This window comes from Symmachiella dynata (genome assembly GCF_007747995.1).
In the GTDB taxonomy this organism is placed as follows: domain Bacteria; phylum Planctomycetota; class Planctomycetia; order Planctomycetales; family Planctomycetaceae; genus Symmachiella; species Symmachiella dynata.
Window position 1 is genome coordinate 5,409,418 of record NZ_CP036276.1, and the last position, 26,845, is coordinate 5,436,262.

16 protein-coding genes are annotated in these 26,845 nt (G+C 55.0%); all 16 read left to right on the top strand.

Annotation, left to right across the window (positions count from 1 at the left end):
* The first annotated feature begins 2 nt into the window (after window positions 1-2).
* Window positions 3-1,019 carry an extracellular solute-binding protein gene (locus Mal52_RS20460; RefSeq protein ID WP_145378375.1) on the top strand — a complete coding sequence of 339 codons (1,017 nt, stop codon included), beginning with the start codon at window positions 3-5 and terminating at the stop codon, window positions 1,017-1,019.
* Window positions 1,016-2,485, top strand: a complete 1,470-nt coding sequence (locus Mal52_RS20465) for a hypothetical protein (RefSeq protein WP_145378376.1) — start codon at window positions 1,016-1,018, stop codon at window positions 2,483-2,485. Before Mal52_RS20460 ends, Mal52_RS20465 begins: the two co-directional genes overlap by 4 nt.
* Window positions 2,482-4,317, top strand: coding sequence for an ATP-binding cassette domain-containing protein (locus Mal52_RS20470; protein WP_145378377.1), 1,836 nt, complete (start codon window positions 2,482-2,484; stop codon window positions 4,315-4,317). The genes Mal52_RS20465 and Mal52_RS20470 overlap by 4 nt, the downstream gene beginning before the upstream one ends.
* A complete protein-coding gene (locus Mal52_RS20475; RefSeq protein WP_145378378.1) occupies window positions 4,314-7,322 on the top strand; it encodes a VWA domain-containing protein in 3,009 nt (1,002 codons plus the stop codon). Before Mal52_RS20470 ends, Mal52_RS20475 begins: the two co-directional genes overlap by 4 nt.
* 352 nt (window positions 7,323-7,674) lie before the next feature.
* Window positions 7,675-8,691, top strand: a complete 1,017-nt coding sequence (locus tag Mal52_RS20480; protein WP_145378379.1) for an AAA family ATPase — start codon at window positions 7,675-7,677, stop codon at window positions 8,689-8,691.
* Window positions 8,692-8,779: 88 nt separating this feature from the next.
* Complete coding sequence (locus Mal52_RS20485) at window positions 8,780-9,691, top strand: DUF58 domain-containing protein (protein ID WP_145378380.1); 912 nt, start codon at window positions 8,780-8,782, stop codon at window positions 9,689-9,691.
* The gene (locus Mal52_RS20490) at window positions 9,688-11,571 is read left to right on the top strand and encodes a vWA domain-containing protein (RefSeq protein WP_145378381.1); all 1,884 of its coding nucleotides are present in this window, start codon (window positions 9,688-9,690) and stop codon (window positions 11,569-11,571) included. Before Mal52_RS20485 ends, Mal52_RS20490 begins: the two co-directional genes overlap by 4 nt.
* On the top strand, window positions 11,568-13,733 hold the full coding sequence (locus tag Mal52_RS20495) for a hypothetical protein (RefSeq protein ID WP_145378382.1): 2,166 nt from the start codon (window positions 11,568-11,570) through the stop codon (window positions 13,731-13,733). The genes Mal52_RS20490 and Mal52_RS20495 overlap by 4 nt, the downstream gene beginning before the upstream one ends.
* Before the next feature lie 63 nt (window positions 13,734-13,796).
* Window positions 13,797-14,729, top strand: coding sequence for an ABC transporter ATP-binding protein (locus tag Mal52_RS20500; RefSeq protein WP_145378383.1), 933 nt, complete (start codon window positions 13,797-13,799; stop codon window positions 14,727-14,729).
* Between the two features lie 61 nt (window positions 14,730-14,790).
* Window positions 14,791-16,629, top strand: coding sequence for an ABC transporter permease subunit (locus Mal52_RS20505; RefSeq protein ID WP_145378384.1), 1,839 nt, complete (start codon window positions 14,791-14,793; stop codon window positions 16,627-16,629).
* Between the two features lie 537 nt (window positions 16,630-17,166).
* Window positions 17,167-18,987, top strand: coding sequence for an ABC transporter permease subunit (locus Mal52_RS20510; RefSeq protein ID WP_145378385.1), 1,821 nt, complete (start codon window positions 17,167-17,169; stop codon window positions 18,985-18,987).
* Window positions 18,988-19,128: 141 nt separating this feature from the next.
* Window positions 19,129-20,967 (top strand): hypothetical protein, encoded by a 1,839-nt coding sequence (locus Mal52_RS20515; RefSeq protein ID WP_145378386.1) that lies wholly within the window; start codon window positions 19,129-19,131, stop codon window positions 20,965-20,967.
* 69 nt (window positions 20,968-21,036) lie between these two features.
* Entirely contained in the window at window positions 21,037-21,996 is a 960-nt protein-coding gene (locus tag Mal52_RS20520; RefSeq protein WP_145378387.1) for an ABC transporter ATP-binding protein, read from the top strand.
* Window positions 21,993-23,561, top strand: coding sequence for an ABC transporter permease (locus tag Mal52_RS20525; RefSeq protein WP_145378388.1), 1,569 nt, complete (start codon window positions 21,993-21,995; stop codon window positions 23,559-23,561). The genes Mal52_RS20520 and Mal52_RS20525 overlap by 4 nt, the downstream gene beginning before the upstream one ends.
* Before the next feature lie 104 nt (window positions 23,562-23,665).
* Window positions 23,666-25,219 carry an ABC transporter permease gene (locus Mal52_RS20530; RefSeq protein ID WP_145378389.1) on the top strand — a complete coding sequence of 518 codons (1,554 nt, stop codon included), beginning with the start codon at window positions 23,666-23,668 and terminating at the stop codon, window positions 25,217-25,219.
* A gap of 33 nt (window positions 25,220-25,252) precedes the next feature.
* Window positions 25,253-26,827, top strand: coding sequence for an ABC transporter permease (locus tag Mal52_RS20535; protein ID WP_145378390.1), 1,575 nt, complete (start codon window positions 25,253-25,255; stop codon window positions 26,825-26,827).
* Window positions 26,828-26,845: the final 18 nt, after the last annotated feature.

Sequence of the window (26,845 nt, forward strand, 5' to 3'; positions counted from 1 at the left end):
GGATGCGACATTTTTGTTTGCTGGCTGCAACCATCGTAGTGGGCCTGAGCCTGTCGGGTTGTGCGGCGGAATCGGGACCACCGCCGCTGGTGGTGTATTGTGCGCACGATTCGCTGTACGCAGATGAGGTCCTCAAGAAATTCACCGAACAAACCGGCATCGAGGTCACACCCCGCTATGACACCGAAGCGACAAAGTCGTTGGGGTTGGTGCAGCAACTGATTCGCGAAAAAGATCAGCCCCGTTGCGATGTGTTTTGGAATAACCAAGTCCTGGGAACACTTCAACTCAAGCAAGAGGGCGTGCTCGAACCGTATCAAGGTCCGGGGTATGAACGGATTCCCGACGCTTTCAAAGATCCTGACGGAGAGTGGACCGGCTTTGCAGCACGGTTGCGAGTTTATATTGTCAACACCGAGGCCATGACGGCGACAGATGAGGCGCTGCAACAGGCATTAGCAGCCGATGATCTGTCGCAAGCGGCAATTGCCAAGCCGCTGTTCGGCACGACGTTGTCGCACTACAGCGTCTTGTGGGATGTATGGGGACCTGACAAATTGAAGGCCTGGCATGCCGACCTGCGCGAACGCGGCATTCGCGAGGCGACCGGCAATGCGACGGTCAAAAACCTAGTCGCCGAGGGAGTCTGCCAATGGGGACTGACCGACACCGACGACTTCTACGTGGCGGCTGACGAGGGCAAACCGGTCGAGATGTTGCCGGTGCGCGTCGATGAGCAAGCGACGATTTGCATCCCCAATTCCGTCGCCATCATTAAGGGAACCCAGCAAAAAGCCCGTGCTCAGCAATTGGTGGATTTTCTGCTCTCCGAGGAAACGGAACTAGCAATGGCTGCCTCGAAGTCGCGGCAGATTCCTTTGGGACCGGTGGACGAATCGAAGCTATCCGCTGAGGTCAAACAACTCAAGGAGTGGGCGGCGCCGGGATATCCCTTGGCCGGGCTTGCCGAAGCGCGGGCCCAATGTTTGGCTTGGCTCAAAGCGGAGTACGCGCCGTGAGTCTGGCTGAGGCCTGCGGCTGGACCTGCTTGCGGAGTCTGCTGATCGCGCTTTGTGCGGTCCCAGTCTGTTTCGCGATTCGCCGTCAGTTGCGTGCAGCACGCGGGGTGCGACGACTGGTTTTATGGACAGCCGTGCTCGCTCCTTTTTTTGCTCCCGATATGCTGGTCGGGTATGGCTACTACAATTTTTCGTTGTCGCTGATTCATCATCCGGTGTGGAATGAATTGTTCTACGCTGTTTTAGTCTTCTTCAAAGTGCTCCCGGCCGGGACGGTGATTGCCCTGTTCACTCCCCGCCCCCCGATCTCGCCGCAAGCGCTCTATTGCCGACGGCTGTCTCTCCCGCCGCTGACAACGCTTTCAACCCGCGTGCGGACACTCGCCGGTTATTATCTGCGGGGACCCTCCCGTGTCGCGCTACCAGCGCTGGTGTTGATGTTCTTGTTAGCGTTTCAGGAATTCGAACTGGTTTCGCTGGTGAATGCGACCTCCTGGACGGTGTGGTTGTTTGACCAGCAAGCACAAGGACTACCTCTGCCAGATGCACTGCGCTATGATCTGTTGCCGACCGGAATTCAAGCCGCGTTGATTGCAGCAATGATTCCCTTGGTGCTGATGAGCAGAAAAACGGCTGGGCAGCGCGATAGCGGCGGTGGAACATCAACGGCCATTGCTGGTGTCGCATGGGGCGTCGCGATTATTGGCTGTGTGTTGTTGTGGCTGATTCCGATGGCGATTCTGTGTCGCGGTCTGGGAAGCGGATTGGTGGTCTTGTGGCGGAATCCGCGTTTGTTTTATGAGATCGGGATCGGGTTGGGGATGATGCTTGCCGCGGCGCTGCCGACCTATGCATTGGCTGCGGCCTTGTTATCGGCAACGACGAAACAGCGCGGGCAGCGGTGGCGATTGCCGTTAGCGGTCCTTGTGGGCTTACCGGGATTATTCGGGGGATTGACGCTCGGCTTGGCGATGTTGGCGCTGTTTCAGACCCCGGCGCTTGGCGGATGGTATGACACGCCGCTGCCGTGGTGGAGCGCATTGGTACTGTGGTTGATGCCGCGGGCCATGTTGCTCCAGATTCTGTTAGCAGCAGCGCACCGCGGTGAACCGATGCATCTTGCCGCCTTGCTGATACGTGATGGTTCGCCGCAACAGCGGGGCCGCGCGCGGCAATTGATATGGCGACTCCGCTACCAAGGGCATTATTGGGCGATTGTTCTTTTGTGTTGGTGGGCCTACTTGGATCCGACCTTGTCATCGTTGCTACGGCCCTCCGGATTGGACCCGGCGCCGATGCGGATATACAATTTTATGCACTATGGCCAAGCGGGCGGACTTTCAGCCATGTTAGCGGTGACGGTGTTGGCGCCGTTGTTACTGGTGGGGTGCCTGTCTTTGCTGCGTCGATTTTTGTTTCCGCTGCTTGAACGAGGATTCCGACGAATAGGGTACACCGGCCGATGAGTGCTCCACTTTGGCGATTGGACGAGATCACGTTAGCGGGCAATGACCGTCCGCGCTTGACCGGCGTGTCGTGCGAAATTCCGCCGGGCGTGACGGCTGTGATTGGGTATTCAGGAGCCGGGAAAACGTCGCTGTTGAACCTGCTGGTCGGGTTTGAACGGCCTGGGCGGGGGCAGGTGACGCGGATCTATGACGATCCCGGTGACCGGCTGCCGCTGTTTTGGGTGCCGCAGGAAGATGGGTTGTGGCCGCACGAATCTGCGGCTGAACACCTGCGAATTATGGCTGCCGGGGCTGAAGACGCCGAGGAACGGGTCAAAAACCTGTTATCGGCGTTCGATTTATTAGACAAATCCGCCGCTTATCCGGATCTGATGTCCCAGGGGGAGCGTGCGCGGCTGTCAGTCGCGCGGGCTTTGGCCAGCCGGGCCGCCGTCCTGGTGATGGACGAACCTCTCGTCCACGTCGATCCGGCACGCGAGGAGAAATATTGGCGGGCCATTCGAAACCACCTCAGTGATACGAACACATCGTTGGTGATTGCCACGCATTCACCGGAAACCGTCCTGCGAGAAGCACAGCACGCGTTGTGCCTTAAGTCCGGGCGATTATTGCACCAAGGACCGGTCGACAACTTGTATTACGACCCTCAAACTCCTGAAATGGCTGAATTTCTCGGCGCGGCGAATTGGTTGCCGCAGCACGAGGCTCAGCAGTGGTGCATCGACACCCAGCGGGAATCCCCCTGTTTTCGGCCGGAACAAATCAAAATTCGCCCAGCCGAACAAAGCCCGCTGGTCGTGCAATCGGCACATTTTTCGGGCAGCCTCGAAGAAGTTGAGTTGCTCAACGAAGACTCTCAACAGCGGCGCACCTTTTTTCATCGTCCGGCCGGAAGTGGGCTTCGCCACGGTGTCCGGGTGGCGATTCATGTTTGTCTATTGTTGTTGGCCTGTGGAATTTCACTGGGGTGCGACCAAGAGGACGGGCCGCAGTTGAATGTTAGCGAGGTCAATCATTGGATTTCGCCGCCGATGGGGGCGCGAATCCCGCGTCCACGTGGTTTGGCGATCGGCGACAACGACGAAGTGCTCTGCCTCGACAATGGAGGACGGCTGTTGGTGTTTGATGAACACGGCAAATTGTTGCGACAATGGGAAATGCCCGATCATGCCATCGGCAAGCCGGAAGGGGTCTGCCTGTTGACCGACGGGCGGATTGCCGTTGCCGATACGCATTACCACCGTGTGGTGTTCTTCGATAAAGTCGGAAATGTGCTCTCCTATCTGGGGGGCGAAGGCCAGGAGGATGGGCAGTTCTTGTTTCCCGTCGCCCTGTGCCAGGATGAGAGTGAACATATCTACGTCTGTGAATACGGTGGCGACCACCGCGTGCAGAAATTTACCGCAGACGGTGAACATCTACTAACCTTTGGCACATTCGGCACCGATGAGGGCCAATTCCAACGCCCCAGTGGCATCGTCTGGGACGATGGCCGATTGTACATCGCCGACGCGATTAATAACCGGGTGCAGGTGTTTAGCGACGCGGGTAAGTTTATCGAGGTCTTGGGAGAAACAACGGGCGGATTGGTGCTGGAGTATCCGTACGACATCACGTTAGATCGGGCTACCAACGACTTGTATATCATCGAGTACGGTGCCGGGCGGGTCACGAAAACAAATCTGGCCGGCAAGCTGCTAGGGCGCTTCGGCAAGACCAGTCGCAACAATGATGGATTCCTCAAACCCTGGGGCGTGGCGATCGACACGCATCAACGGTTACGGGTGGCGGACACGGAAAACCATCGCATCGTGGAGTTGAAACTGTGAAGTGGAAACAGAGACTCCAGAGCGTTTTTCCCAGCCCTCCGCGACGGGTGACCTGGACCGATGCGCTGCCGTTGATTCTGTTTCTTGCCAGCTATGCGGTTGTCTGTTTTGTGTTGGAATGGCGGAATGTGTTGCTGTTTGCCAACCCGATCGCGTTTTGCCTGATGGGGATGACCGTTTGGGTCTGGTGGATGCATCTCTGCGGTTTGAGCGGGCTGAGTCGTCGGCGGCAGATGTTTGCATTCATCACGCGGCTCTGTCTGGTCGGATTGCTGGTGATGGTGCTGGCCGAACCGCGTTCGGTGCGGCGTCAGGACGGATTGGCGGTGGTCTATTTGGTCGACATCTCGGATTCGATCGGTGACCGCACAGTCGACGAAGCCTTTCAGTTTATCGCCGAAACTGCCAGCCAAAAGCCGAAGAATGACATGGTGGGGATCATCGTCTTTGGTCGGCACGCGGCTGTCGAATTGCCGACGCACACGACGTTGGCACTCAACGAAGGCATCACCGTCAACTCGCTGGTCGATCGGGATGCGACCAATCTCGAAGAGGCGCTTTCGCTCGCCGCAGCCATGATTCCCGAAGATCATCAAGGGCGAATTGTGTTGATGAGCGATGGGACGGAAACCGAGGGGAATCTGTCGGACGTCGTTGATCAATTGACCGCGCGGGAAATCGCCATCGATGTGATGCCGATTGAATACAACCACGAGAACGAAGTCTGGCTGGAGCGGTTAGAACTGCCCGAGAACGTCAAAATCGGCGAAAACTATCAGGCGGCCGTGATTCTCTCGTCACTCAAAAAGGGATCCGGCAAGCTGACCTTGCTGGAAAACGGCAACGCCATCTTCGAGGAGCGTGTCGATTTCGATGCGGGCAAAAACCGCTACGTGGTGCCGATTTATCTCCGTGAAGCGGGATACTATGAATACACCGCTCGCATCGATACCGCGACCGATACGGACAATCTCAGCCAAAACAATGAAGCGCTGAATTACCTGTATTTGGCAGGCGAGGGGCGAATCCTGCTGGTGAATGATCCGGAAGGGGATCCCCGCGATTCCGAAACGTTGGCCCGCGCCATCCGCGAATCAAAACGCAAGCTTGATATCGCCACGGCCTACGACGTGCCCCGCGATGCGATGTCGTTGATGCCTTATGACTGTGTGATCTTCAACAACGTTGCCGCCGACATGTTCGACACGGTTCAGATGGAGGCGGTCAAGGATGCGGCGCGGAATTTTGGCATCGGCTTTGTGATGGTCGGCGGGCCGAATAGCTACGGTCCCGGTGGGTATCACCGCACAGCAATCGAAGAGGCGCTGCCGGTGACAATGGACATCACCAAAAAGAAGGTGCTGCCGATGGGAGCGCTGGCCATCATTTTGCATACCTGCGAATTCGCCGACGGCAACACCTGGGGCAAGCGGATTACCAAACAGGCGATCAAAGTCCTCGGCGCGCGAGACGAAGCAGGGGTACTGGCCTACACCGAAAATGGCGAGGAATGGGTCTTTGAACTAACCCCCGTTGCGGAAATCGACATGATGCTCCGCAAGATCAACGGCGCGGTGATCGGCGACATGCCGAGCTTTGCCAACACGATGCAATTGGGGCTTAAAGGACTCAAGGCCAGCGACGCCTCGGCAAAGCATATGATCATCATCTCCGACGGCGATCCCGGTCCGCCGTCAAAAGCCTTGATCGACGACTACCGCGCAGCCGGAGTGAGCGTCTCCATGGTGGCCATTTTTCCGCATGGGGGACAGGACATCTCCAAAATGCGTCGCGTCGCTGCGGTGACGGGTGGCCGGTATTATTTCCCCGCCAGCCCGAATGAATTGCCTTCGATTTTTATTAAGGAATCCAAAACGCTCAAGCGGAGCATGATCCAAAACAAGACGATCACGCCCGAGTTGGAAAACGACCTCGACGGCGTGCTCAAAGGGATCGACACCATGCCGCAACTGCGCGGGTATGTGCTCACCACTGCCAAAAACGATCACAGTGTGCGGACGATTCTCAAAGCTCCCAACGAAGAGGATGAACTAGAACCGATCCTCTCGATCTGGCGGTACGGTCTGGGAACCACAGCCGCTTTTACTTCGGATCTGTCTCCCAACTGGGCAGCGGATTGGATGGATTGGGACAAGTACCGCACATTTGTCGAACAATTGCTGACCCGGGTTTCTCGTGTGGAAAAAACGGGCAACTTGCGAATGCGCAGCTTCGCTTCCGGAAGTCAGGGGGTCCTGCAGGTTGAGGACTTTCACGAGAATGAAACATTTCTGGAAGTGCAAGCAGTCGTTTCCGGTCCGAATGGAATTGAGGAAACATTGGCCCTCAAGCAGGTCGGACCGCGGCGTTATCAAGCCACCATGCCACTGCGAGCCAAGGGCCGTTATCAAGTCCGGGCGGTCGGTGTCGGCGAAGGACGTAAGGACGAAACGCACGGCGGATTTCTGGTTCCCTATTCGCCGGAATACTTACGGTTTCGATCTAACCCGACTGTCCTGAACAGCCTCAGTCGCAAGACCGCCGGGGAGAGTCTTGCCGATCAAAAGGATCCGGTCAAAACCATCTACGAAACCCGCCGCAAACCACGCATGAGTTCGTTGCCGATTTTCTTCTGGTTTCTCATTGCCCTGGCCTGTTTGATTCCCTTGGATGTTGCCATTCGCCGTATTCAAATCGACAAGCACGTGATCAAAGGCCTGCTGGGATTGAACAAAAAGGCCGGAGCCTCGGGCCAGTTGATGGGCGCATTGTTGGAACGCAAACGGACCGTGGGCAGCGCACTCGATTCTCAGCGGGCGACCACCTCCAGCAAGTCACGCCCGCAAACTCAAACACGTCCCACGACCGCAGCGCGGCAAGCGGCCAAGAAACCGGATACCGCCGCGAAACCGCCACAACAAGAAACATCGCCAGAAAACATGAGCACGACCGAACGACTGTTGCGAATGAAGCGGCAACGATCGGACGACGAGGAACCGACGTGATCAGCAGACCTTGATGCCTTTTATTGAATGGACTGAGAGAGAACCACGAAAGAAGCGAAAAACACGAAATCTCACCGAGAAAAAGACGAGGACTTGTAACGCTGACGCAGAACTCAAAAGAAAAGTATGGATGAAAACGGTAAGCTTCTTTTTCGTGTCTTTCGCTTCTTTCGTGGTTTGGTTTTTCTTTAGTTACGGCCGGATGCCTCAATAGCATTTGGTTATTTCGTGGTTAATCCGTTTGGAACAATAATCAAGTTGAGCAATGGTGAATGTCGCGTTTCACGTATCGCTTGCTTAGTCATCTGAAACCGCCCCGAATTCTTTATCCCAGCAACGGGAAATAACAACCATGAGCCAAGATATCACCACCGAAACGTCCGACATGCTGCAGCACGAAGCGGACCGCTTCAAGGACGACTATGCCGCCGCGCAAGCGGAAGTTGGGAAAATGATCGTCGGCCAACAGCGCGTGGTCGAAGCGACATTGACCGCTCTATTTTCCGGCGGCAACGTGCTGTTGGAAGGGGTCCCCGGTCTAGGGAAAACCGAGTTGGTTAAGGCGATGTCCCGTGTGCTTGATTTAGAATTTCGCCGCATCCAATTCACCCCCGACCTAATGCCGGCCGACATCATCGGCACCAGCATGATGAGCAGTGACGAAGCGGGGCAGTATCGGTTTGAATTTCGGCCCGGCCCGATCTTCACGCAATTGTTATTGGCCGACGAAATCAACCGCGCTTCTCCGAAAACGCAATCAGCGTTGTTGGAAACCATGCAGGAAGCCTCCGTCACGACCGGCGGCACGGTGCATCACTTGGAGCAACCGTTTTTCGTGATGGCGACACAAAACCCCATCGAGCAGGAAGGGACTTATCCGCTGCCGGAGGCGCAACTGGACCGGTTTATGTTCAAGGTCGAAGTGCCGTTTCCCAATCGTAGTGAGATCAACGAAGTCGTCAGCCGTACGATTCTCAAACGGCCGGTCGAACTGCAAAAGCTACTTGATTCGGCGCAGATCATGGAATTGCGAGGCGTGTTGGACAAAGTCGTTGTCGCTGATCCGATGCGGGACTATGCGGTACGGCTCATTTTATCGACACACCCCGATACGGAGTTCGCCTCGGAAGACATCAAACGCTTCATCCGTTGGGGAGCCAGTCCGCGGGCCGCGCAAGGACTGATTCGCGCAGCACGGGTCCGCGCTCTCAGCCAAGGCCGTGTGCATGTGGCATTTGAAGACATTCGCTACTTCGCCATCGAAGTGCTGCAACACCGCGTACTGCTGAATTACGACGGGCAAGCGGAGAACATTTTGATCGCAGAATTGATTGCCGATTCTCTTCAGCAAGTGGCCGAAGAAATCTAACGCAATGGATCATCTCCAAGATGGCCCTGTTTGATCCATTCCCCGTCGCCGCCTGGGCGTCGTGACCCGTGAACAAAACGAAAACGCGATGGAATCGACTGAGAAACCACAAAAAACGCAACTGACCACATTGCTGGCCAACGATGTCCTGGCCCGCGTGGAACGTATGCGGCTGAATCCGACGCGTCGGATGACCAATCGCAGTCGCGGCGAGCATCTCTCCGGCAAGGGAGGAGCAAGCACCGAATTCGTCGACTACCGTGATTATTCTCCCGGCGACGATGTGCGGTATATCGATTGGAATATCTTTTCGCGGCTCAATCGCCCGTATATGAAACAGTTCCGCCACGAGGAAGAAATGCACGTGGTGGTGATCATCGATGCTTCGTCCTCGATGGTTTACGACGGAAAGCTCGAACGGGCCAAACAACTAGCGGCGGCACTGGCGGTGATGGGGTTGATGAACCTCGAACGAGTCAGCGTATACGCTTGCCACCGCAAAGGGGCCGCACTGCAATTCGTGTCGGGCATTACCGGTCGCATCAGCATGCGACGACTGTTTGATTTTCTGGAAAACATCGAAACCGGCGGTGACTTTGCCATCGACGAAGCGGTCGAGAGCGTGCTGCGGCAGCATACAGGACGCGGGATCGCCATTTTGCTCTCCGATTTTTTCACCTTCGGCGGCATGGAACGGCCGTTGAATTTTCTGTTTAGCGCCGGGTTGGAAGTCTTCGGCATTCAAATCTTGGCGCCGGCCGAAATCTCACCGGAGGTCACCGGCGACCTGCGATTCGTCGATTGCGAAAACGGGATGACGCTCGATGTCTCCTCGGCGGGGGAATTGTTGGGCATCTATCAGGAACATCGGCTGGCACTGGAAGAGCGAATCGAGTCGTTGTGTCGCAGTCGTAATGGGCGTTTTCTTTCGATCAGTTCGCACGACCCGTTGCCCTGGGTGCTGTTTGACCTGCTGCGCAGGCGGGGGTGGATTCGATGAACCTGCCCGGATTTTATGCGCTCAGCAGTGCGTGGCTGTTTCTGCTGCTGATACCGTTGATCATCTTCTACTTTCTCAAACTCCGCCGCCCACAGATGGATGTGACGTCGTTGGTGTTGTGGCAACAAGTCATCAACGATCAGCGAGTCAATTCCCCTTTCCAAAAATTCAAACGCAACATGCTGTTGTTGTTGCAACTGCTATTGCTGATCAGCTTGATTCTGGCAGCGATGCAACCCTTTTGGCCGACTGGTGCCGACCGGGCCAATTACGTTCCGGTGTTGATCGATTGCTCTGCAAGCATGGGCGCACGAGACAAACCGGGCGGTCCCACGCGGCTGGAAGTCGCCAAGGCACAGGTGGAGCAGATGATCGAAGACCTGCTTCCCGATCAAGAACTCTCTTTGATCGCATTTCACAAAACGGCGCGTCGTGTCACCGATTTTTCCAATAACAAACGGGTGCTTCGCGACGGACTGAACGACATCACCGTCACCGACATCCCCAGTAAAATCGAAGAAGCATTGCGGATGACGCAAGCGATGGCGCGTCGAGTGGAAATCGATAACGTGCTGCTTTTGACCGACGGCAACTTTCCCACGGAAGCCAATTTCGAACTTCCGTTTGAATTGACCTATCAAAAAATTGATCCCGGCGGAAAGAACATCGGCATCACCGCCTTAAATGCCCGCCGCGCGGGGGCTACCAAATGGGAGATCTTTGTCCGCTTGGAAGGGGCAACAGATCAACAGACCGCCGCTCGCGTGGAGTGGGCGCAAGACGGCAATCCCGTGGGTGAGGAAGAGGTAATTTTGGAACAGGGGCAATCGGAACGCTTGGTCTTCAGTGTCGACGCCGAACGCGCCTCGATGATCCGCGTCCGACTGAAACCAGAAGGTTTTGATGCACTCGATTCGGACAACATCGCCTATTTGGACCTCCCAGCGGGCCGTGATTTGACGGTCTATTGTCCCTTGGATATGAAAGCGTATCGACACGCGCTGCGTGGCATGGAAAACGTCATCGTCGAACCGGACGCCGATAGCGGAAATAGCGACTTGAGCGAATACGACCTACTCATCAGCGACCGCTCGGCAGAAGAATCTCCCCCGGCGCAGGTCTCGCTCTTCGTCGGCGTGATCCCCCCCAATATACAGGACCTAGTCACGGTCGAATCGGGCGGCGCGGAGGTCGTCGATTGGGATAAGACTTCACCGCTCTTGCAGTATGTGCAATTGACTGAAGTCTTTTCCAGCGACGAACCGAAATCGCGCGAAGAGGTTCAGGACCGGCATTATGAAGAAGCGGGTTATGAAATCTTGGCACATGGCCGGACAGGGCCGTTGATCCTGGCCGATCGTTCCGGGGAACGTCCCAAATTTTACCTGCTGTTTCATACCGACAATTCGACATTGCCGTATCGGGTAGGGTTTCCCATTCTGGTTACCAATGCCGTACAAATCGCCACGCGGCAGTCGTCGTTGTCCGACGTGCGGGGAACGACCACTGGCGTGCTCCCGTCGCGACAACTCTTGACCAGTCGCACTTATCAGATCCAAGGCCCCGGTGGGATTTCTCGCGAAACGACCAGCAACGACGACGGCATGGTTTCGGGGATTTCAGCCCCCTTGGCGGGTGAGTATACACTCAGCGAAGGGGGCAAACTGCAAGCCCGCATCGGCGCCAGTTTGCTATCGGCTGAAGAGACCTCATTGGTGGGAACCGAGGCGATTCAATTCAGCGAGTTGTCCGTCTCGGCAACCGATGAGAAAGTCAAAATGGACCGCCCATTGTGGCCGCAATTGACGTTGGCTGCACTGGTATTCTTATTAGCGGAGTGGTGGTATTTCCTACGCCGCGGTGGAGGATTGATGGCATGAACGAGCGCTTTGTATTCCATCGCAGGCGAATGATACGGCGCAACTTGGTGGCGCTGCTGTTCATTACTGTTGCGGGTTTGATGTCGCTGTCACCGACCACAGCTGAGGCTGCGCCCCCTCAAGTCAGCACCCGCTTCGTTCCGCTCTCACCGCGGGCTCGCGCGGCGGCGCCGGTTTCTGGAATCTGGGAGGTCATTTCCAGTGGCAGCGAATTGCTGGAAGGCGAACTGCGATTGACCATCAAAGGTCTCAACGGCAAGCAGGTGATTGTGCTGACCGATGTTGTCGTCACACCCGGCACGACGACCCGTTTCCGTGGTATGTTACCGGCAATCGACGTCCCGTATTTCGGAAACCGAGAACTCGTACAAGTCGAAATGTCGGTGCAGTTTGTCGCCAACGACGGAACAGAGTTTCTGCCGGAACCGGCGCAACTCATGTTTCGAAATCCGAGCCTGCAGTCGTTTAATATCTGCATCGCCGATCCGCACATGGCGGGCGGAACCGCCATCGAACGAAAACTCGCCCAAGAATTGGCTTTTGAACGTTTTAATCCGAATCCGGCCGACAACAGTTTGGGGACGGCCCCCGCGCACGTGGCACCGCGCGATTTGCCGAACGATCCGCTGGGTTACTGCTCATTCGATATGTTGCTGCTGGCCGATGAAGGGTTTGTGGAAACCGATGCCACGCAACGCGCAGCCATCGCCAAATGGGTTGCCGCCGGCGGCAGTTTGTGTGTGGTCCCGAGAACCTCACTCGGGGCTCCGCATTTGGAGTTCCTCAATCAGCTCGCAAAATCAGCGGATTCCGACATCATCTTTGTCACCGATGCCGACGGACGGCTTTCGGCCTCTGGGGCCGACGCACAGGCGGAGTTTGCGTTGCTGCGCGTCGGTCTGGGACGCGTCGCTATCGGATTGTTGCCGGACAAATCGGATCGCAATCCCGGTTCCACGCAGTTCCGCGAAATGGCGGCCTTTTTGTGGAAAATCAAAACGGAACAACTGAACTCCATTCGAGAATCCGGCACGTTCCGCAAGAATCAAATTTCGCAAGTCCCCAACAATCAGGGACAGCCCCGCGTGTTTGAAGAGGATTACCAGCTATCGCTCCCGCTGGCCGAATCACTGGCAACATCACGTGCGTCCGACTGGAGTGAGAGTCTCGTCGGGCAATTGATGCCCAAAACTTTTCGTTTTGTACCGTTGTGGTTGATGTGCGGTTTATTGTTCGTCTTTCTCTTGGCGATCGGCCCGCTCGATTATTTTCTGCTCGGCGCGTTCAAGATGCGCAAAATGACGTGGATACTTTTTCCCCTCACCTCGTTTTTGTTTGCCTACATCACCGTAGCAGCGGCGAACGCCTATATGGGGGTCACCAACGAAACACACGCTTACGAAATCCTCGACATGGGCGACGACGGAAATGTCCTAAGAGCCAACCGTTTGGAGCTGCACTACAACGGGGCTGCGGAACATTCCGAAACCGAACTCACCGACGCCTTGTTCACCCCGCTGGACACGTCCGCCACTGCTTTTTATCAACACCGGAACATGCAAGAAGAAGAATTGCCGGTACTGATTGGACGCATCCCACAACAGGTGACGGTCGTGCAGGACATCCCGCAATGGACGCCGCGTCTCAGTCGCCGCTTCTGGATCGCCCCCAGCAAAAAAGTGGCCACACCACCGAAGTTTGATTTCGCAACAGTAACGATCGCCGATTTAGAATCGCCGCAAAGCCGCGCTCAACTCGCGATCAAGTTACAGTCGGCCTTCGGCCAGCAATGCTCGATCTTTTGCCTGAACAACCAGCGAGTCCATACGTTAGTGAGTAACAGTGCATTGTTCAGCAATCCGCTCGTAGGCGACACGTATGGAAACAACTCATCCCCAAGGGTCAACTATACAGGACCGAACTCGCAACACTTAAATGTTAGAAGGGCAAGCGGCGATGAATTCATTCGCTTGATCAGCGCGCCGACGGGTATCAGCGCCTTCAACTACGTGTCGCAGGTTTCGCCTGCGGGAGGGTGGAGTTTTGATGATCTGGCCATCCTGGACATCAACAATCCCAACGAATGGCTACTGATCATTGCCCAGCCTCGGGGTGATGACATCATGATCTATCGCAAACTTTATCGGCGCCCGGATGCGTAACCAGAGACATCAAACAGACCGTAAATTTCTCAAGCACTCAATTCCGCAAGGCGAGTTACCACTATGTCCGTCGTCAAAATTGAAAACCTGTGGGTGAGTTATGGGTCGCTGGATGCCGTGCGGGGAATCTCCATCGATATTCCTCGTGGCGAAGTGTTCGGCTTCATCGGCCCCAACGGCGCCGGCAAGTCGACCACGATCAAAGTCCTGGCGACGTTGCTCAAACATGATCGCGGCATGGTGTGGGTCAACGGCGTTGATGTCTCCCGCTATCCCCGGGCGATTCGCGACTCCATCGGTTACATGCCCGACTTTTTTGGTGTGTATGACGACCTGACAGCGATGGAGTACCTGCACTTTTTCGCCGCCGCCTATCGGCTGCCGATTTCGAAACGCAAAGGCATCATCCACGACGTCTTAGAGCTGACCGATTTGACCCACAAGATCAACTCGCCGGTCGATTCGCTGTCGCGAGGGATGAAACAGCGGCTGGCGCTGGCGCGGGTTCTGCTACACGATCCCGATCTGCTGCTGTTGGACGAACCGGCTAGCGGTCTGGATCCCAGAGCGCGCATCGAAGTGCGTGAATTGCTCAAGGAACTGAAAAACATGGGCAAAACGATTTTAATTTCCAGCCACATTTTGCACGAACTCGGCCAACTCTGCTCGCAAATCGGAATCATCGAACAAGGCCAGATGGTGGCCCAAGGCTCGCTGGAAGAGATCTATCAACAACTCAGCCTGATGCGGGTGGTGCACGTGCAATTGGCGGGGAAACCCAACGGAATCTTGGAACAGATTCAAGGGATCCCCGGTGTTGAATCGGTCGAGCAACAGGTCGATCGCATGTCGATTCGATTGCACGAAGACCAAACCTCTGTCGAAGACCTGCACGACGAGATCTGCAAACTGGGCGGACGGATTCATATGTTCCAACCCGAAGCGATGGATATGGAAACGGCCTTTATGAAACTGACTCACGGCAAAACCAATTGAACGAAAACCGGCTCTCGTCGCTCACCAAACCCCCTCACTCGACCACGGTAATACCAGCTCCATGAAACGCCCCGCATTCGTAATGGGATTTCCGTTATTGGTCAAGGAATTGACCGAATTGGCTGCACGCCGGCGGACCTACATCATCCGTGTGGCATATGCGGTGTTGCTGTTTGTCGGCGCCATACTGATGTTCTCCGACATTGTTTTCTCGCGCTACACAACTCCACTGGCATTGCTCGGCCAGGGTGAGAACATGTTCCTGATGATCGTCGCCCTGCAATTCGGCGGGATCTATTTGTTTCTGCCAGCCATGGCTTGCTCGGCGATCACCTCAGAAAAAGAACGGGACTCGTTTGCATTACTTTTGCTAACACGTTTGGGGCCGTGGACGATCCTCTTTGAAAAGCTAACCGGTCGGTTGGTGCCGATGTTCACCTTCATGCTATTGGCGCTGCCGCTAATGGCCTTTGCCTATACCTACGGCGGCGTTCAGTCGGAACAAATCTGGGGCGCAATCTGGCTGCTGGGTCTCACCGCCGTGCAGCTGGCAGCACTTTGTCTGATGTTCTCGGCCTATTGCCGCACAACCGTTGGGGCGTATTTGGCGACCAATTTGTTCTATTTCATTTTCCTGTTCGCCATTCCAGGGCTAGCTGCGGACCTAGCACGCCTTCCCGAACATAAGTTGATGTATTTTGTCGGACCGGCCATGTACTTCGAAATTTTTGACTGGGGCGGTGGACTGAATCCTTGGGGCGAGTTGGCACTGCGCAGCGTTCCGTTGGTCTTTTCAACGTTGATGTTTCTGGGACTCGCTCGATACTACTTAGTTCGACGCGCTTTCGCACAGCCGCGGCATTTGGTGCGGAAAATCTTCAAAGGACTGGACGGGATCTTCGAGACGATCAACAAAAATCCGATCACCAAAGGGGTGGTGCTGGTCAAAGAACAGACGCGTCTCCCCACCGACAATCCGGTTGCCTGGCGGGAGACGATGAAAAAGAATCTCAGCCAGTTCCGCTATGTGCTGCGGATTTGTCTGCTCTTCGAAATCCCGATCGTGGTGGTTGCCCTGCTGATGTTAGGCACGCACATGCCGGGCAACCGTGCCTACACCCCGCTATCGTTTCTACTCATCATGTTGTGGATACTGACAGCGTTGATACTGACGGTCCAAGCCGCCAATTTGATTACCAGTGAGCGTTCGCGGCAGACGTTGGACGTCTTACTCACCACGCCCCTTTCCGGTCGAGAAATCGTCTTGCAAAAAATGCAAGGCATGCGGCGGTTGGTCATTGGCTTATCGGTTTGTTTTCTCACGATCTTCTTCTGCGAGGCTTGGATGCGGCGGGGCCTGGATATGGCTTCATACGGCGGTAGCGGTAATGCGCTGGCCTACTATTCCACTTGGCGGTATCTCGTGGCATCGCTGCAATCCATTGCTATCTACATACCCTTGATTGGTTGGTTGGCCCTGTGGATTGGCTTGATTGCAAAAACCCAAACACGGGCGATCCTGGGTTCGTTGGCCGTGCTGTTTTTGTGGTGTGCGGTCCCCTGGGGCATCCTCTTGTCGCTCTCGGATTTGTTCACCGACAGAAAGGATGTTCTTACCGGTTTGTTCAGTCCTGTGACGATGATTCTGTGTAATGAATTCAATGCGTTCGGGCCGGACGGTGGACTGTTTCCTGGCATCGTCCGCGGGCATCTGTTTCGCTGGGTGGTGGTCCTGCTCAATTTTGCGTTCTACGGATTAATCCTGTACCTCATCCGCAGTCGCTGTCTGAGATTAGCCGACCGTTACATGGGACGCCGTGAAGAACAACCAGCAGGCATCCAAACTTCAACCCCACCCCCACCCTCCCCCGCCGACCTGCGGGTGGCGACCACGAATTGATCCGGAGCGTTTATAGGAACGATGATGAACGTATTCCATCACAGAAGCCGAGAGCAGACATCGCGCAGTTGTGCCGCATCCAAACATTAGAAATGAAAAAGCCACAGAGAGCACAGAGAAAGGCTGAAATGAGTGGTGATTGCGGATTATAAAATATCTCTGTGAACTCTGTGGCCTCTGTGGCTAATTTCTATGATGCGAAGCCAAGTGGCGACAAAAATGACCAAGAAAAGATAAACCACGAAAAAAGCGAAATACACGAAAACACACCGTAAAAACACCCAAAGATAACGACAAAGAATTGTGGCGCTGACGCGGAATTCAAAACAACTGTTCGATGAAATGCGTAAATTCTTTTCGTGCCTTTCGTGTTTTTCGTGGTTCCCTTTTTGGGGGGACAGATAATTGAAACGTTCTGGTCTTTGTCTTGTCGTATTTAGAATTTGTTTAGGATTTTGAAAGCCGTGTTTTGAGTTTATTTTCTCCGTGTCTCCATGGTGAAACTCCTTAGTCCCCTAAAACCCTACTCAGTCCGCCATGAAAACCAAAAAGCTCGCACTCGGTTGTCCGCTGTTGGTGAAGGAACTCACCGAGTTGGCGGCGCGGAAGCGGACCTATCAACTTCGTGTGCTCTATGCCGTGGTGTTGTTCGCTACGGCGCTGACACTGTTTTGGGCGCAGCTGTTTGACGGGTTTGACAGCAGCGGCAGTCCACTGTCCGTGTTAGGCCGCGGCGATGATATGTTTCAGATGCTGGTCCTGCTGCAATTTGCCGGCGTTTACCTGTTTTTGCCGGCGATGACCTGTCCGGCCATCACCAGTGAAAAGGAACGCGACGCGCTGCCGTTGCTGCTACTCACGCGGCTGGGGCCCTGGACGATCATTCTCGAAAAGCTCGCCAGCCGGTTGATCCCGATGTTCACATTCTTGTTGTTGGCGCTACCGTTGATGGCGTTCGCTTATACATTTGGCGGCATCCAGCAACAGCAGATCTGGGGGGCGATTTTGATGTTGGCAGTCGCCAGCATTCAGGTCGCTGCGCTGTGCATCATGTGCTCGGCCTATTTCCGCACCACGGTCGGCGCCTTTATCGCCGTCTATTGTATTGGAGCGGCCCTGTTCCCAGGCCTTCCCATCCTGGTCGATCTATTCGTCGTCCGCTTGGACGCTGACGTTGCGCTGATGCTCGTAGCGCCGTACGTCTACGACGTGACCTTTCAGTCTGGGGCCGGTGGAAACCTGTGGCAGGAATTGTCTCTGCGGCTGATTCCTTTTGTGGTGTCGACCGCTGTTTTTCTCGGTCTCGCCCGATTCTTTTTAATCCGCCGCGCGTTCGCTCAACCGCGGCACCTGCTGCGCAATTTCTTCAAATGGCTGGACCGCGTGTTTGTGGCGGCCAACGAGAATCGCATTACAAAAGGGATTGTCGTCGTCAAGGAAGTTTCGTCCCTACCCTTGTTCAACCCCGTCGCTTGGCGTGAAGCCGAGAAAAAAAACTTGGGGCGATTTCGCTATTTGCTGCGGGTTTTTCTGGCATTAGAGATTCCAGTGATCGTTGTCGGCACCACCACGATTATTATCCAAGGCGCAAATGCTCAAATGGAGTATTTGTCCATGTTGCTGTTTACGATCTGGATATTCGTCACGATGATTCTTTCTGTCCAATCCTCGAGTTTAGTGAGCGGGGAGCGCTCGCGACAAACGCTCGATGTCCTATTAGTCACGCCGCTCTCAGGTCGAGAAATCATCTTGGAAAAAGTCCAAGGCCTGCGGCGGTTGATCTGGGTGATCTCAGCTTGTTTTGTGACGGCCTATCTCTTCGAAGTTTGGTGGAACGGTTCGGTCGGCCACAATTCTTGGTTCGGATATTCCCGGACTCGGTATTTGGTTGGATCGGTGTTGTCGCTCCTGGTCTATCTTCCGCTTGTGATCTGGTTGTCGATGTGGATCGGTTTGAAAACCAAATCGCAGACACGGGCAATTTTGCTTTCATTGGCCACCATCGCCGCTTGGTGCCTGATCCCGTTTGGTGTGTTTATTTTGTTCGCTGAGCTCACAGGTTCTGAATATTCTCCCATCTTATTCCTCGCCCCATTCGCGATGATTGTGGTTAACGAATTGAACGACTTTCCCAAGTATTCGAATGCGATGGGAACACAGGCGATTCTGGAGTGGGTTGTCGTCTTCGTCAATTACGCCTGGTACGGTGGCTGGGTGCTGGTGTTTCGCGGATTATCGCTGCGATACGCGGATCGCTACTTGGGGCGGCGGGACGAACAGTGGGAAACACACTTTCCCCCACAATCAACAACATCTCCGTATTCCGAAAACATACTGGCTGCTTCCTCCTCTCAATAAAGTCTCGACCAACGAATCCGCATCCCGGAAGGGCGAAGCTCCTGCTGAGCCGCGATTCACGATAATCTTCTGCACAAGCGTCTTAACCAAGGCATCGCCCGTCCGAATCAACGGAATCTCCTGAACCATGAGGTATTTGCCGTGAGCCGATTCACACTATTCACGCGGACCGCAGCAGTCTGTTTGGCGGCAGGCTTGTGTGTCGACGCGGCGCAGGCCTTGGAAATCGAAGAGGTGCAATGGGGTTTCGACGGACAGGTTTTGCAGAATCGTTTCAATCTGTTGTCGGTCTTGGTTTCAAATCCCTCAGCCGAAGCCTTTGACGGCGGGATGTCCCTGGAGAAATCGCAGTTCAGCGGCAGCGGTTCGGTCGGCGTCGTACTGCGGCAACCGGTGTTTCTCTCGCCGTTTGCCAAAAAGTGGGTCCAATTCCATCCCTTTATTGATTACGGTTTCTCCGAGTGGAAACTGGAGTGGGGTGAAGGCAGGGATCCGCGGCGTTGGGGGCGTTCCAAAGAGGAACGGTACGATGTCAACAAACCGCGTCTCGGCCCGGCCGCTTATGTGATCCTCAATGCACCGGATGAATTATTGCACCGCGGCAAAGGGACCGGGCTGAAGGGGATGGACGAAAACCTGTTTCCGCCGATCGTCACCGCCACGGATGGGCTGAAAGGAATTGTGCTCGATCACAGTCCCCGCTGGCAACGACCGCGACGCACAGCATTTTTAGATTGGCTGCACCGTGGCGGTGAATTGCATCTCCTAAAAATGGACGACGGCACATATCCTCAGTTTCCCGCTCCGTTGGCCGACCTCAACGCGCCGCTGCCGGTACAAAATCTCGGCCAAGGACACATTTATCGGCATGATCGCACGCGCGCGGAAATGACGGCGGAATTCGTCAAGCAAAGCATCACTCATCGCGGCGAAAAGCCTCGCGATGGGGACCAGAAGATCGAAGTCCAATATGGCGTACAGACGAACAATCTGAATGACGCTTATGATTCACAATTTGATTCAAGCATGTTGCAAACCCTGAAGGCGATGACTCATCCCGATCATAATTGGGCGGTGATTTATTTGATGTCGTTCGCTTACCTTTTGTTGATCTTTCCGGGTGGATATTTACTTGGGCGACGACGAATCGATTATCGGATCATGATCGCTGCGTTATTGGGAACGATCACACTCTTCAGCGTGGGCTTCTCCATCGTGGGTGCCCGGGGTTACAACGAAGCCACGGCGGTCAACACCGTAGCCATCGCCCGCCCCTTACCCGGCGGTTTTTATGACATCGCCGCGTGGTCCAATGCATTCGTGACTCGGGGAGACGATTACTTGATCGTGCATCCGGGCCAGGGTCGGTTGTATTCCACATGCCAATCGCATGAGGGCGTGGCGGGGTTTGTGAATGAAGATCCCGCTGAGCGATTTTTCGCCGTCGACATTCCCCCCTACTCGTCCCGGACGTTTGCCCATCGCACCAAAGCCGCGGGCCAACCGCTCGACGTTCAAGTCGACTCGTTCGTCGGGGGAAATCTGTTGGAGTCCTTCACGGTCACCCTTGGTCCCGAATTGCAAAAGTCCCTGGAGCAAGGTTATGTCGTGTACGGAAACATGATCTATCGCCTGCGAGGCGAAAAAGGCCGGCTGACCGCAGACCGCCGCGGTCAGAAAATCAATGCATTCGTCAATACGGTTTTTCAACCCGGTTACGGAATGAACGCCGCTCCATTCAGTCCGCTAAATAACAAAGATGAAATCGATATCGAGGAAAGTTACCAGTATACGTTCCAGCAGTTGATCACACGCAGCTTCGATTTCACTCAAACAAAACAGGTGCCTAAATTCCAACTACCGACCGATCGCGCGCGACTCCTGCTGATCACGACGCTTCCGACGGAGTTCCAAATGTCCAGCGAAGTCCTCGGCGAACAAAACGGCCGCGTGCTGTATTGCTTTGATGTGTTTAAATAACCTCCCATTGATTTCCCTTTTGAAACTTCTGGCGCGGCCAGGGGACCTCCCGATTGGAAAGTTAACGCCATGGCTGACATCTTCGAAACCACGCCGGTACTGGATGTGCAACGGTTGAGTTACTCCTTCAAGAACCACCGCGCGCTGGTGAATGTCAATTTCCAAGTCCAACCGCAATCCTTGCATGGATTTGTCGGTCCCAACGGCGCGGGCAAAACAACGACATTGAAAATCATTTGCACGTTATTGAAACCACAAACAGGACGCGTGAATGTCTTCGGCATGGATGTTGTCAACGATGTCAAAGAGGTCCGTCGCCGGATTGGGTTTATGCCGGATCACTTTAGCATGTACCGGCAAATGACGGTTTTTGAATATCTCGACTTCTTTGGCGCCGCCTACGGGTTGGACCAAAAAGAACGGGACCGGATTATCGCCGATGTTCTGGCGCTGACCGACATGGACGGTCGCAAGGACAGCCTGATCAACGGACTCTCCCGCGGCATGCAGCAACGGGTGAGCTTGGCCCGCGTACTGGTCAATGATCCCGATCTGTTGTTGCTTGATGAACCCGCCTCGGGACTTGATCCGCGGGCACGGATCGAATTGATGGAAATCCTGCAGGAACTGCGGCGGATGGGAAAAACGATTTTCATCAGCTCACATATTTTGAGCGAGTTGGCCGAACTGTGCGACAGTGTGACGATTATCGATCGCGGCTTGGTGAAATACTCCGGAGATATGGATGGGCTGTTGATTGACGCCGCTGCGCATCCCACCTATGTGGTTACCTTGCGAGAACGCATGGACGCGGGTGAACAACTTCAGTCGTTACCGGGAGTATTGTCCGCCACGGCCGTGGAAGGCAAGCCGGCATGGTCGGTCAGTTTTGACCGGGAGCTGACCGACACCAATACGCTGTTGCGCGGTGTGTTGGATTTAGGGTTACCGCTCGCGTCGTTTAGCGAAGACCGCAAACATTTAAACCAAGCTTTCATGGATCTCACCGAACAAGGAGTGCGAACATGATTCGCGGGACCATGGCGATGATGGACCGCGCCTTGCGCGTCGATTCGCGGTCACTCCGCGCGCATCTCATCCGCTTTTTGTTCGTGGGCATGATCGTGTGGTGTCTGATGCTGTCCGAGATGCAGGCCTGGGGCACCTCTGCGCCGGGTCTGGATTTCCTGATACCGATGCTGATGATCACGTTGCTGTTGATCACGCTCGGGGGAGTCAGCTTGTTTGCGACGGCGATCACTGAAGAAAAAGAAGAAATGACGCTCGGCCTACTGCGGATGGCGGGTGTGGGACCGGCGTCGTTGTTGTTGGGCAAAGGGGTCACTCGAATTGTGATCGCCCTGCTGATCCTGGCCGCACAATTCCCCTTCATGCTATTGGCGATCACATTGGGGGGCGTGTTGATTCATCAGGTTTGGGCCGCCTACCTAGCGATCTGTGCGTATCTGTTAATGATCGGAAACGCTGGATTGTTGATGTCTGTGATCTGCCGGACATCGCGCTTGGCTAGTTTTTCCATGACGATGCTCCTGCTGGTATTTTTCTTTGGACCATGGGTGTTAGGTGCAATCCTCTCGGCAGCGATCAACGCCGGCACCGTTGCTCCCGAGGGTGTGTTTGCCGTGAATGCCGACGCCCTGTTGCTCAAAGTCGGTGAGGCCAACATCTTTCAGCGGATCACTGTGATTCTCCACAGCAGTTTCAACGAGTCGTTAATCAGTTTTCAGGTCGTCTTCCACACAATTGCGGCGTTAGTCTTGTTTGTGCTGGCGTGGCTGTTGTTTGATGTCTTTAACCGCGAGGAACGCGCAGCGGCAGCCGAACGCCCGCTGTTCGGGCGTCGCGTGGGGAAAACACGGTGGATCGCCGTTCCGCGAACGTGGCGAAACGCGCTATTGTGGAAAGACTTTTTCTATGCCACCGGCGGCTGGCAGATGATGGTCGTCAAAATTTTCCTCTACGGCGCGATGATCGTTGCCTTTACGATATTTCTGGAGGTGACAGACATAGCTCCATCGTTCACTCTATCGGCTGAAACCTTGGGAAATTCGGCGATTTGGGTCTCGATGTTGATGCTGTTCGCGGAGTTATGCTTCTACTGCTCGCGGATATTTCGTGACGAAATCCGCAACCGCACGTTGTCGGGTCTCGTCACGCTGCCGATTTCAATTCCTGCAATCGTCTATTCCAAATGGGCCGGCTGCCTGCTAGCGACGTTGCCGGCGGTCGGCTATTTCTTCGCGGGGGTCGTTCTGTATCCCGACGATTTTTTTGACTTCATCGACGCCTCTGAGGCACTTTGGTTGTTTTATACCATCCTGCAATTCGTGGTCGGCTTCCACTTGTGCACGCTGTTCTCGATGTTCATCAAGTACGGCGGTGTAGCCCTGGCGATCGCATTGGTTTTCGTGGGCAATGTGTTGTTGATTTTCACGATCGGAGCACTGACCTCCGGGTTTAGGGGGGGGGAGGGGGACGAATTCGCCATCCTGGGGTGTATGGGAAGTATGGTCGTAACCGTCATTTTGCATCTGGCTGTGATCTTTCGCATGCAGGTCATGGCCACGCGTTGATTCATAGCGATACCTTAAACATTTCAATCGATAACAATCTCAAACAAAGGTAAGCCGACTTGCAGGGAACACTCGCACTATTGACTCGTGCCTTGCGATACGACATGCGAAACGCACGCACGCATCTCCTGCGCGCGGCGTTCATCATTCCGGTGATCTTATTTATTTACTTGGCTGCAACAGTGGGAAGCTCAATTGGGGCGCCGGGCCTGTTTTTCTTTAAGCCGCTGACCTATCTGAATTTCGTATTGATCTCCCTGGCCGGCATCAGCCTGTTTTCGTCGGCCATCACTGAAGAAAAAGAGGAGATGACACTCGGCTTATTACGCATGGCCGGCATCAGTCCGCTGGCGTTACTCCTGGGAAAAGGGACATCCCGACTTTTCACAGCCGTGTTGATCCTCTCGGTGCAGTTTCCGTTCACATTGTTGGCCGTCACACTCGGGGGCATCACCCGCAACCAAGTGTTCGCCACCTACATCGCTTTATTGGCGTATATACTGCTAATCGCCAATCTCGGCCTATTCAGTTCGGTCTTCTGCAGCCGGTCGAGCCGTGCCGCTTTGCTAACGACCATTTGCCTCGCATTGATGTTCTTTGGCCCCTTCCTATTGGATGCGCTGTGGAACGTTGTGCTCGCGATTGATGTGCTTCCTGACGATTCGTCACTTCCCTCTACCGTCGATACTATCTTTCTATGGCTGACTGAAATCTCCGTATGGAATCGGCTGGGCACGATTTCCCGGTCTGGTTTCAATGATTCCCCTTTCAGCACACAGGTCATTGTTGATTGCTTGGCAGCGGCCTTGTTGTTTTTGGCCTCCTGGGTCTCTTTCGACTGGTTCAACCGCGAGGAAATCTCGGCCGCCCCTCCGCGCGGACTACTCCCACGTTTCTCGCGCAAACCGGGAGGAAAACGGACCGGCATGCCCCGTCCCTGGAAACACCCGCTGGCCTGGAAGGACTATCACTTCATCGCCGGGGGACGACGGTTGGCGATCGCGAAATTCATTGCCTATCTTGCGATTTGCGGGATGATCACCGGTTTTGCCGCCATCACGGCTCCCAACCCGAGTTTTGAACGCGAGGAAATCGCGGGGTTGTTGATCTTCGTCTCATTGTTCGGCATCTGTCTAGAAACCAGCCTGATGGCGTCGCGCGTGTTTCACGATGAAACGAAATGGCACACGCTTTCGAATTTGGTCATGCTGCCCATTTCTATCCCCCGGATGGCGTACGAGAAAATCGCCGGCTGCCTGTGGGGATTGTTCCCAGCGGCGACTCTGTTCTTTGCCGGAGCAGTCTGTGCGCCCGAAAATTTCGGCTCGGCACTCGCCGAAATCATCACGCAACCCTGGCATTGGGTCTGGATAGCCCAATTGATCATGTTCTGGCATCTCATCGCCTGGGGTTCATTGCAGATCAAATGGGGGGCACTGCCGCTGGCAATTGCTATCGTGCTGTTCGGAGACTTCATCACTCAAGTCGTGATCATGACCGTAATTTTTCTCATTAACTCTCCATCGCGTAACGCATTCGCCAATGGCGAATTAATAGAATACCTACTCCCGGTGGCATTGACTGCCGGACAACTGCTGATCACCGCACTGCTGCATGTGGGGATCGGCACGCAACTCAAAAAACAAGCCGCCGCTTAATTCGCTCTTCCTCCCATTCCATCGTCATCGATCATGCTTCGACCGACCTTCGCCTTAATGAATCGTTCGCTCCGCCTGGATGTCCGGCGACGGCGGTTTCATCTCTTGCGGTTGATCGTCGTCAGTGTGCTGTTTGTCTTGCTGTTGATGGCACAAGGTCGCAGTTGGTCGTTAGCCGCTCCAGGGCTTTCATTTTTTCGCACGATCGCCTGGCTGAATATCTCCTTAATCGCAATCTCCGGCATCGGTTTTTTTGCCTCGGCCATCACCGAAGAAAAGGAGGAGATGACCTTAGAGCTCTTCATGATCGCCGGCATCGGTCCGCTGGCGATTATGATCGGCAAAGGGGTCAATCGGCTGACCGCTGCGCTGTCGGTGTTGGTCGTGCAGATTCCGTTTACGATGATTGCCGTCACGTTGGGCGGCGTGAAGGCGCGGCAAATTTTGGCCGCCTATGTCGCGTTGGCGGCCTTTTTGTTTCTCGTGGCCAATATCGGATTGTTCTATTCCGTCCTCTGCCGCCGCACCGGACACGCCATGGCTTACACCGTGATCACGATCGGCTTGTTGCTCAACGGCCCGGCATTGATCGGCAAATTCATGACCGCGCTGATCGCCCGTGGCTTTCTGACCAGCGGCGGAACGATCGCGCAATCCGCTACCACTCTGTCGCAAGTTTTGCACGACGCGTCGATCACCACGCGCATGGATGCCATTCTGCAGACCGCGTTTAATAGTCCAGCGATCGGCTTTCAGGTTCAGAGTAACTTAGCTGCCGGAGTTGGGCTGTTTGTCACCGCGTGGCTGCTGTTCAATTGGTTCAACGCCGGCGTCTCCCACTCCGCGCCGTCGCGGGGCTGGGTGTCGCGTCCGGACCGCCTGCTACGGTTTCTCGCCCCCGCCCGCCCCTGGAAAAATGCCTTGGCTTGGAAGGACTTTCACTTCCTCACCGGCGGCAAGATGCTGATTCTCGTCCGACTGCTGTTGATTCCGCTACTCACGCTGGGGGTTTATTTTTCGCAGTTGGTCGCGAATACCTGGGGGAATTGGTGGGATCTCAATATGCAGAATCTCGTGGGCGTTTCGCTGGTCGTATTGGCCGCCGAACTTCTCGTGCAATCCTCGCGAATATTTCACGAAGAAGTCAAATGGAAAACATTGGGGAACATCGCCCTGTTACCACAACCCATCGGAGCATCGGCCCGTGATAAGCTACGTGGCTGCCTGCTCGGCTGTATCCCCGCCATCCTTTGGCTGAGCATCGGAATCGCGGGATCTCACTACGAGATTCTGCGGAATCTCTACGGTTTGTCCGAAGGAATGTGGTTCGTCTGTGGTCTGGCGGAATTCGTTTTGTTTCTGCACATCACAGCGTACCTGTCGTTGGTCGTGCGCTGGGGCGCATTGCCGTTGGCCGTGGTCGTATTCGCCACCTATGTCGCCCTCAGCATGTCCTGCTTGGCAGCCATGCTCGCGGGACTGCTGATCAATGGCTCGGAAACCGGATCGGCGGCGATGGCGGCGTATAATGCGATCGCAGCAACCATCGTGTCAGGTCTGCTGTATGCTGCCATCGGTCGCCGGCTAGAAACCGCCCAGGGGCTTTAAGCATGCCCTACGATTACT

Bases quoted from the DNA above. Each gene is read 5' to 3' on its own strand.
- Mal52_RS20525 (WP_145378388.1), top strand. From the start codon at position 21,993: ATGATTCGCGGGACCATGGCGATGATGGACCGCGCCTTGCGCGTCGAT.
- Mal52_RS20500 (WP_145378383.1), top strand. From the start codon at position 13,797: ATGTCCGTCGTCAAAATTGAAAACCTGTGGGTGAGTTATGGGTCGCTG.
- Mal52_RS20495 (WP_145378382.1), top strand. From the start codon at position 11,568: ATGAACGAGCGCTTTGTATTCCATCGCAGGCGAATGATACGGCGCAAC.
- Mal52_RS20470 (WP_145378377.1), top strand. From the start codon at position 2,482: ATGAGTGCTCCACTTTGGCGATTGGACGAGATCACGTTAGCGGGCAAT.
- Mal52_RS20460 (WP_145378375.1), top strand. From the start codon at position 3: ATGCGACATTTTTGTTTGCTGGCTGCAACCATCGTAGTGGGCCTGAGC.
- Mal52_RS20530 (WP_145378389.1), top strand. From the start codon at position 23,666: ATGCGAAACGCACGCACGCATCTCCTGCGCGCGGCGTTCATCATTCCG.
- Mal52_RS20535 (WP_145378390.1), top strand. From the start codon at position 25,253: ATGCTTCGACCGACCTTCGCCTTAATGAATCGTTCGCTCCGCCTGGAT.
- Mal52_RS20510 (WP_145378385.1), top strand. From the start codon at position 17,167: ATGAAAACCAAAAAGCTCGCACTCGGTTGTCCGCTGTTGGTGAAGGAA.
- Mal52_RS20490 (WP_145378381.1), top strand. From the start codon at position 9,688: ATGAACCTGCCCGGATTTTATGCGCTCAGCAGTGCGTGGCTGTTTCTG.
- Mal52_RS20520 (WP_145378387.1), top strand. From the start codon at position 21,037: ATGGCTGACATCTTCGAAACCACGCCGGTACTGGATGTGCAACGGTTG.
- Mal52_RS20485 (WP_145378380.1), top strand. From the start codon at position 8,780: ATGGAATCGACTGAGAAACCACAAAAAACGCAACTGACCACATTGCTG.
- Mal52_RS20505 (WP_145378384.1), top strand. From the start codon at position 14,791: ATGAAACGCCCCGCATTCGTAATGGGATTTCCGTTATTGGTCAAGGAA.
- Mal52_RS20480 (WP_145378379.1), top strand. From the start codon at position 7,675: ATGAGCCAAGATATCACCACCGAAACGTCCGACATGCTGCAGCACGAA.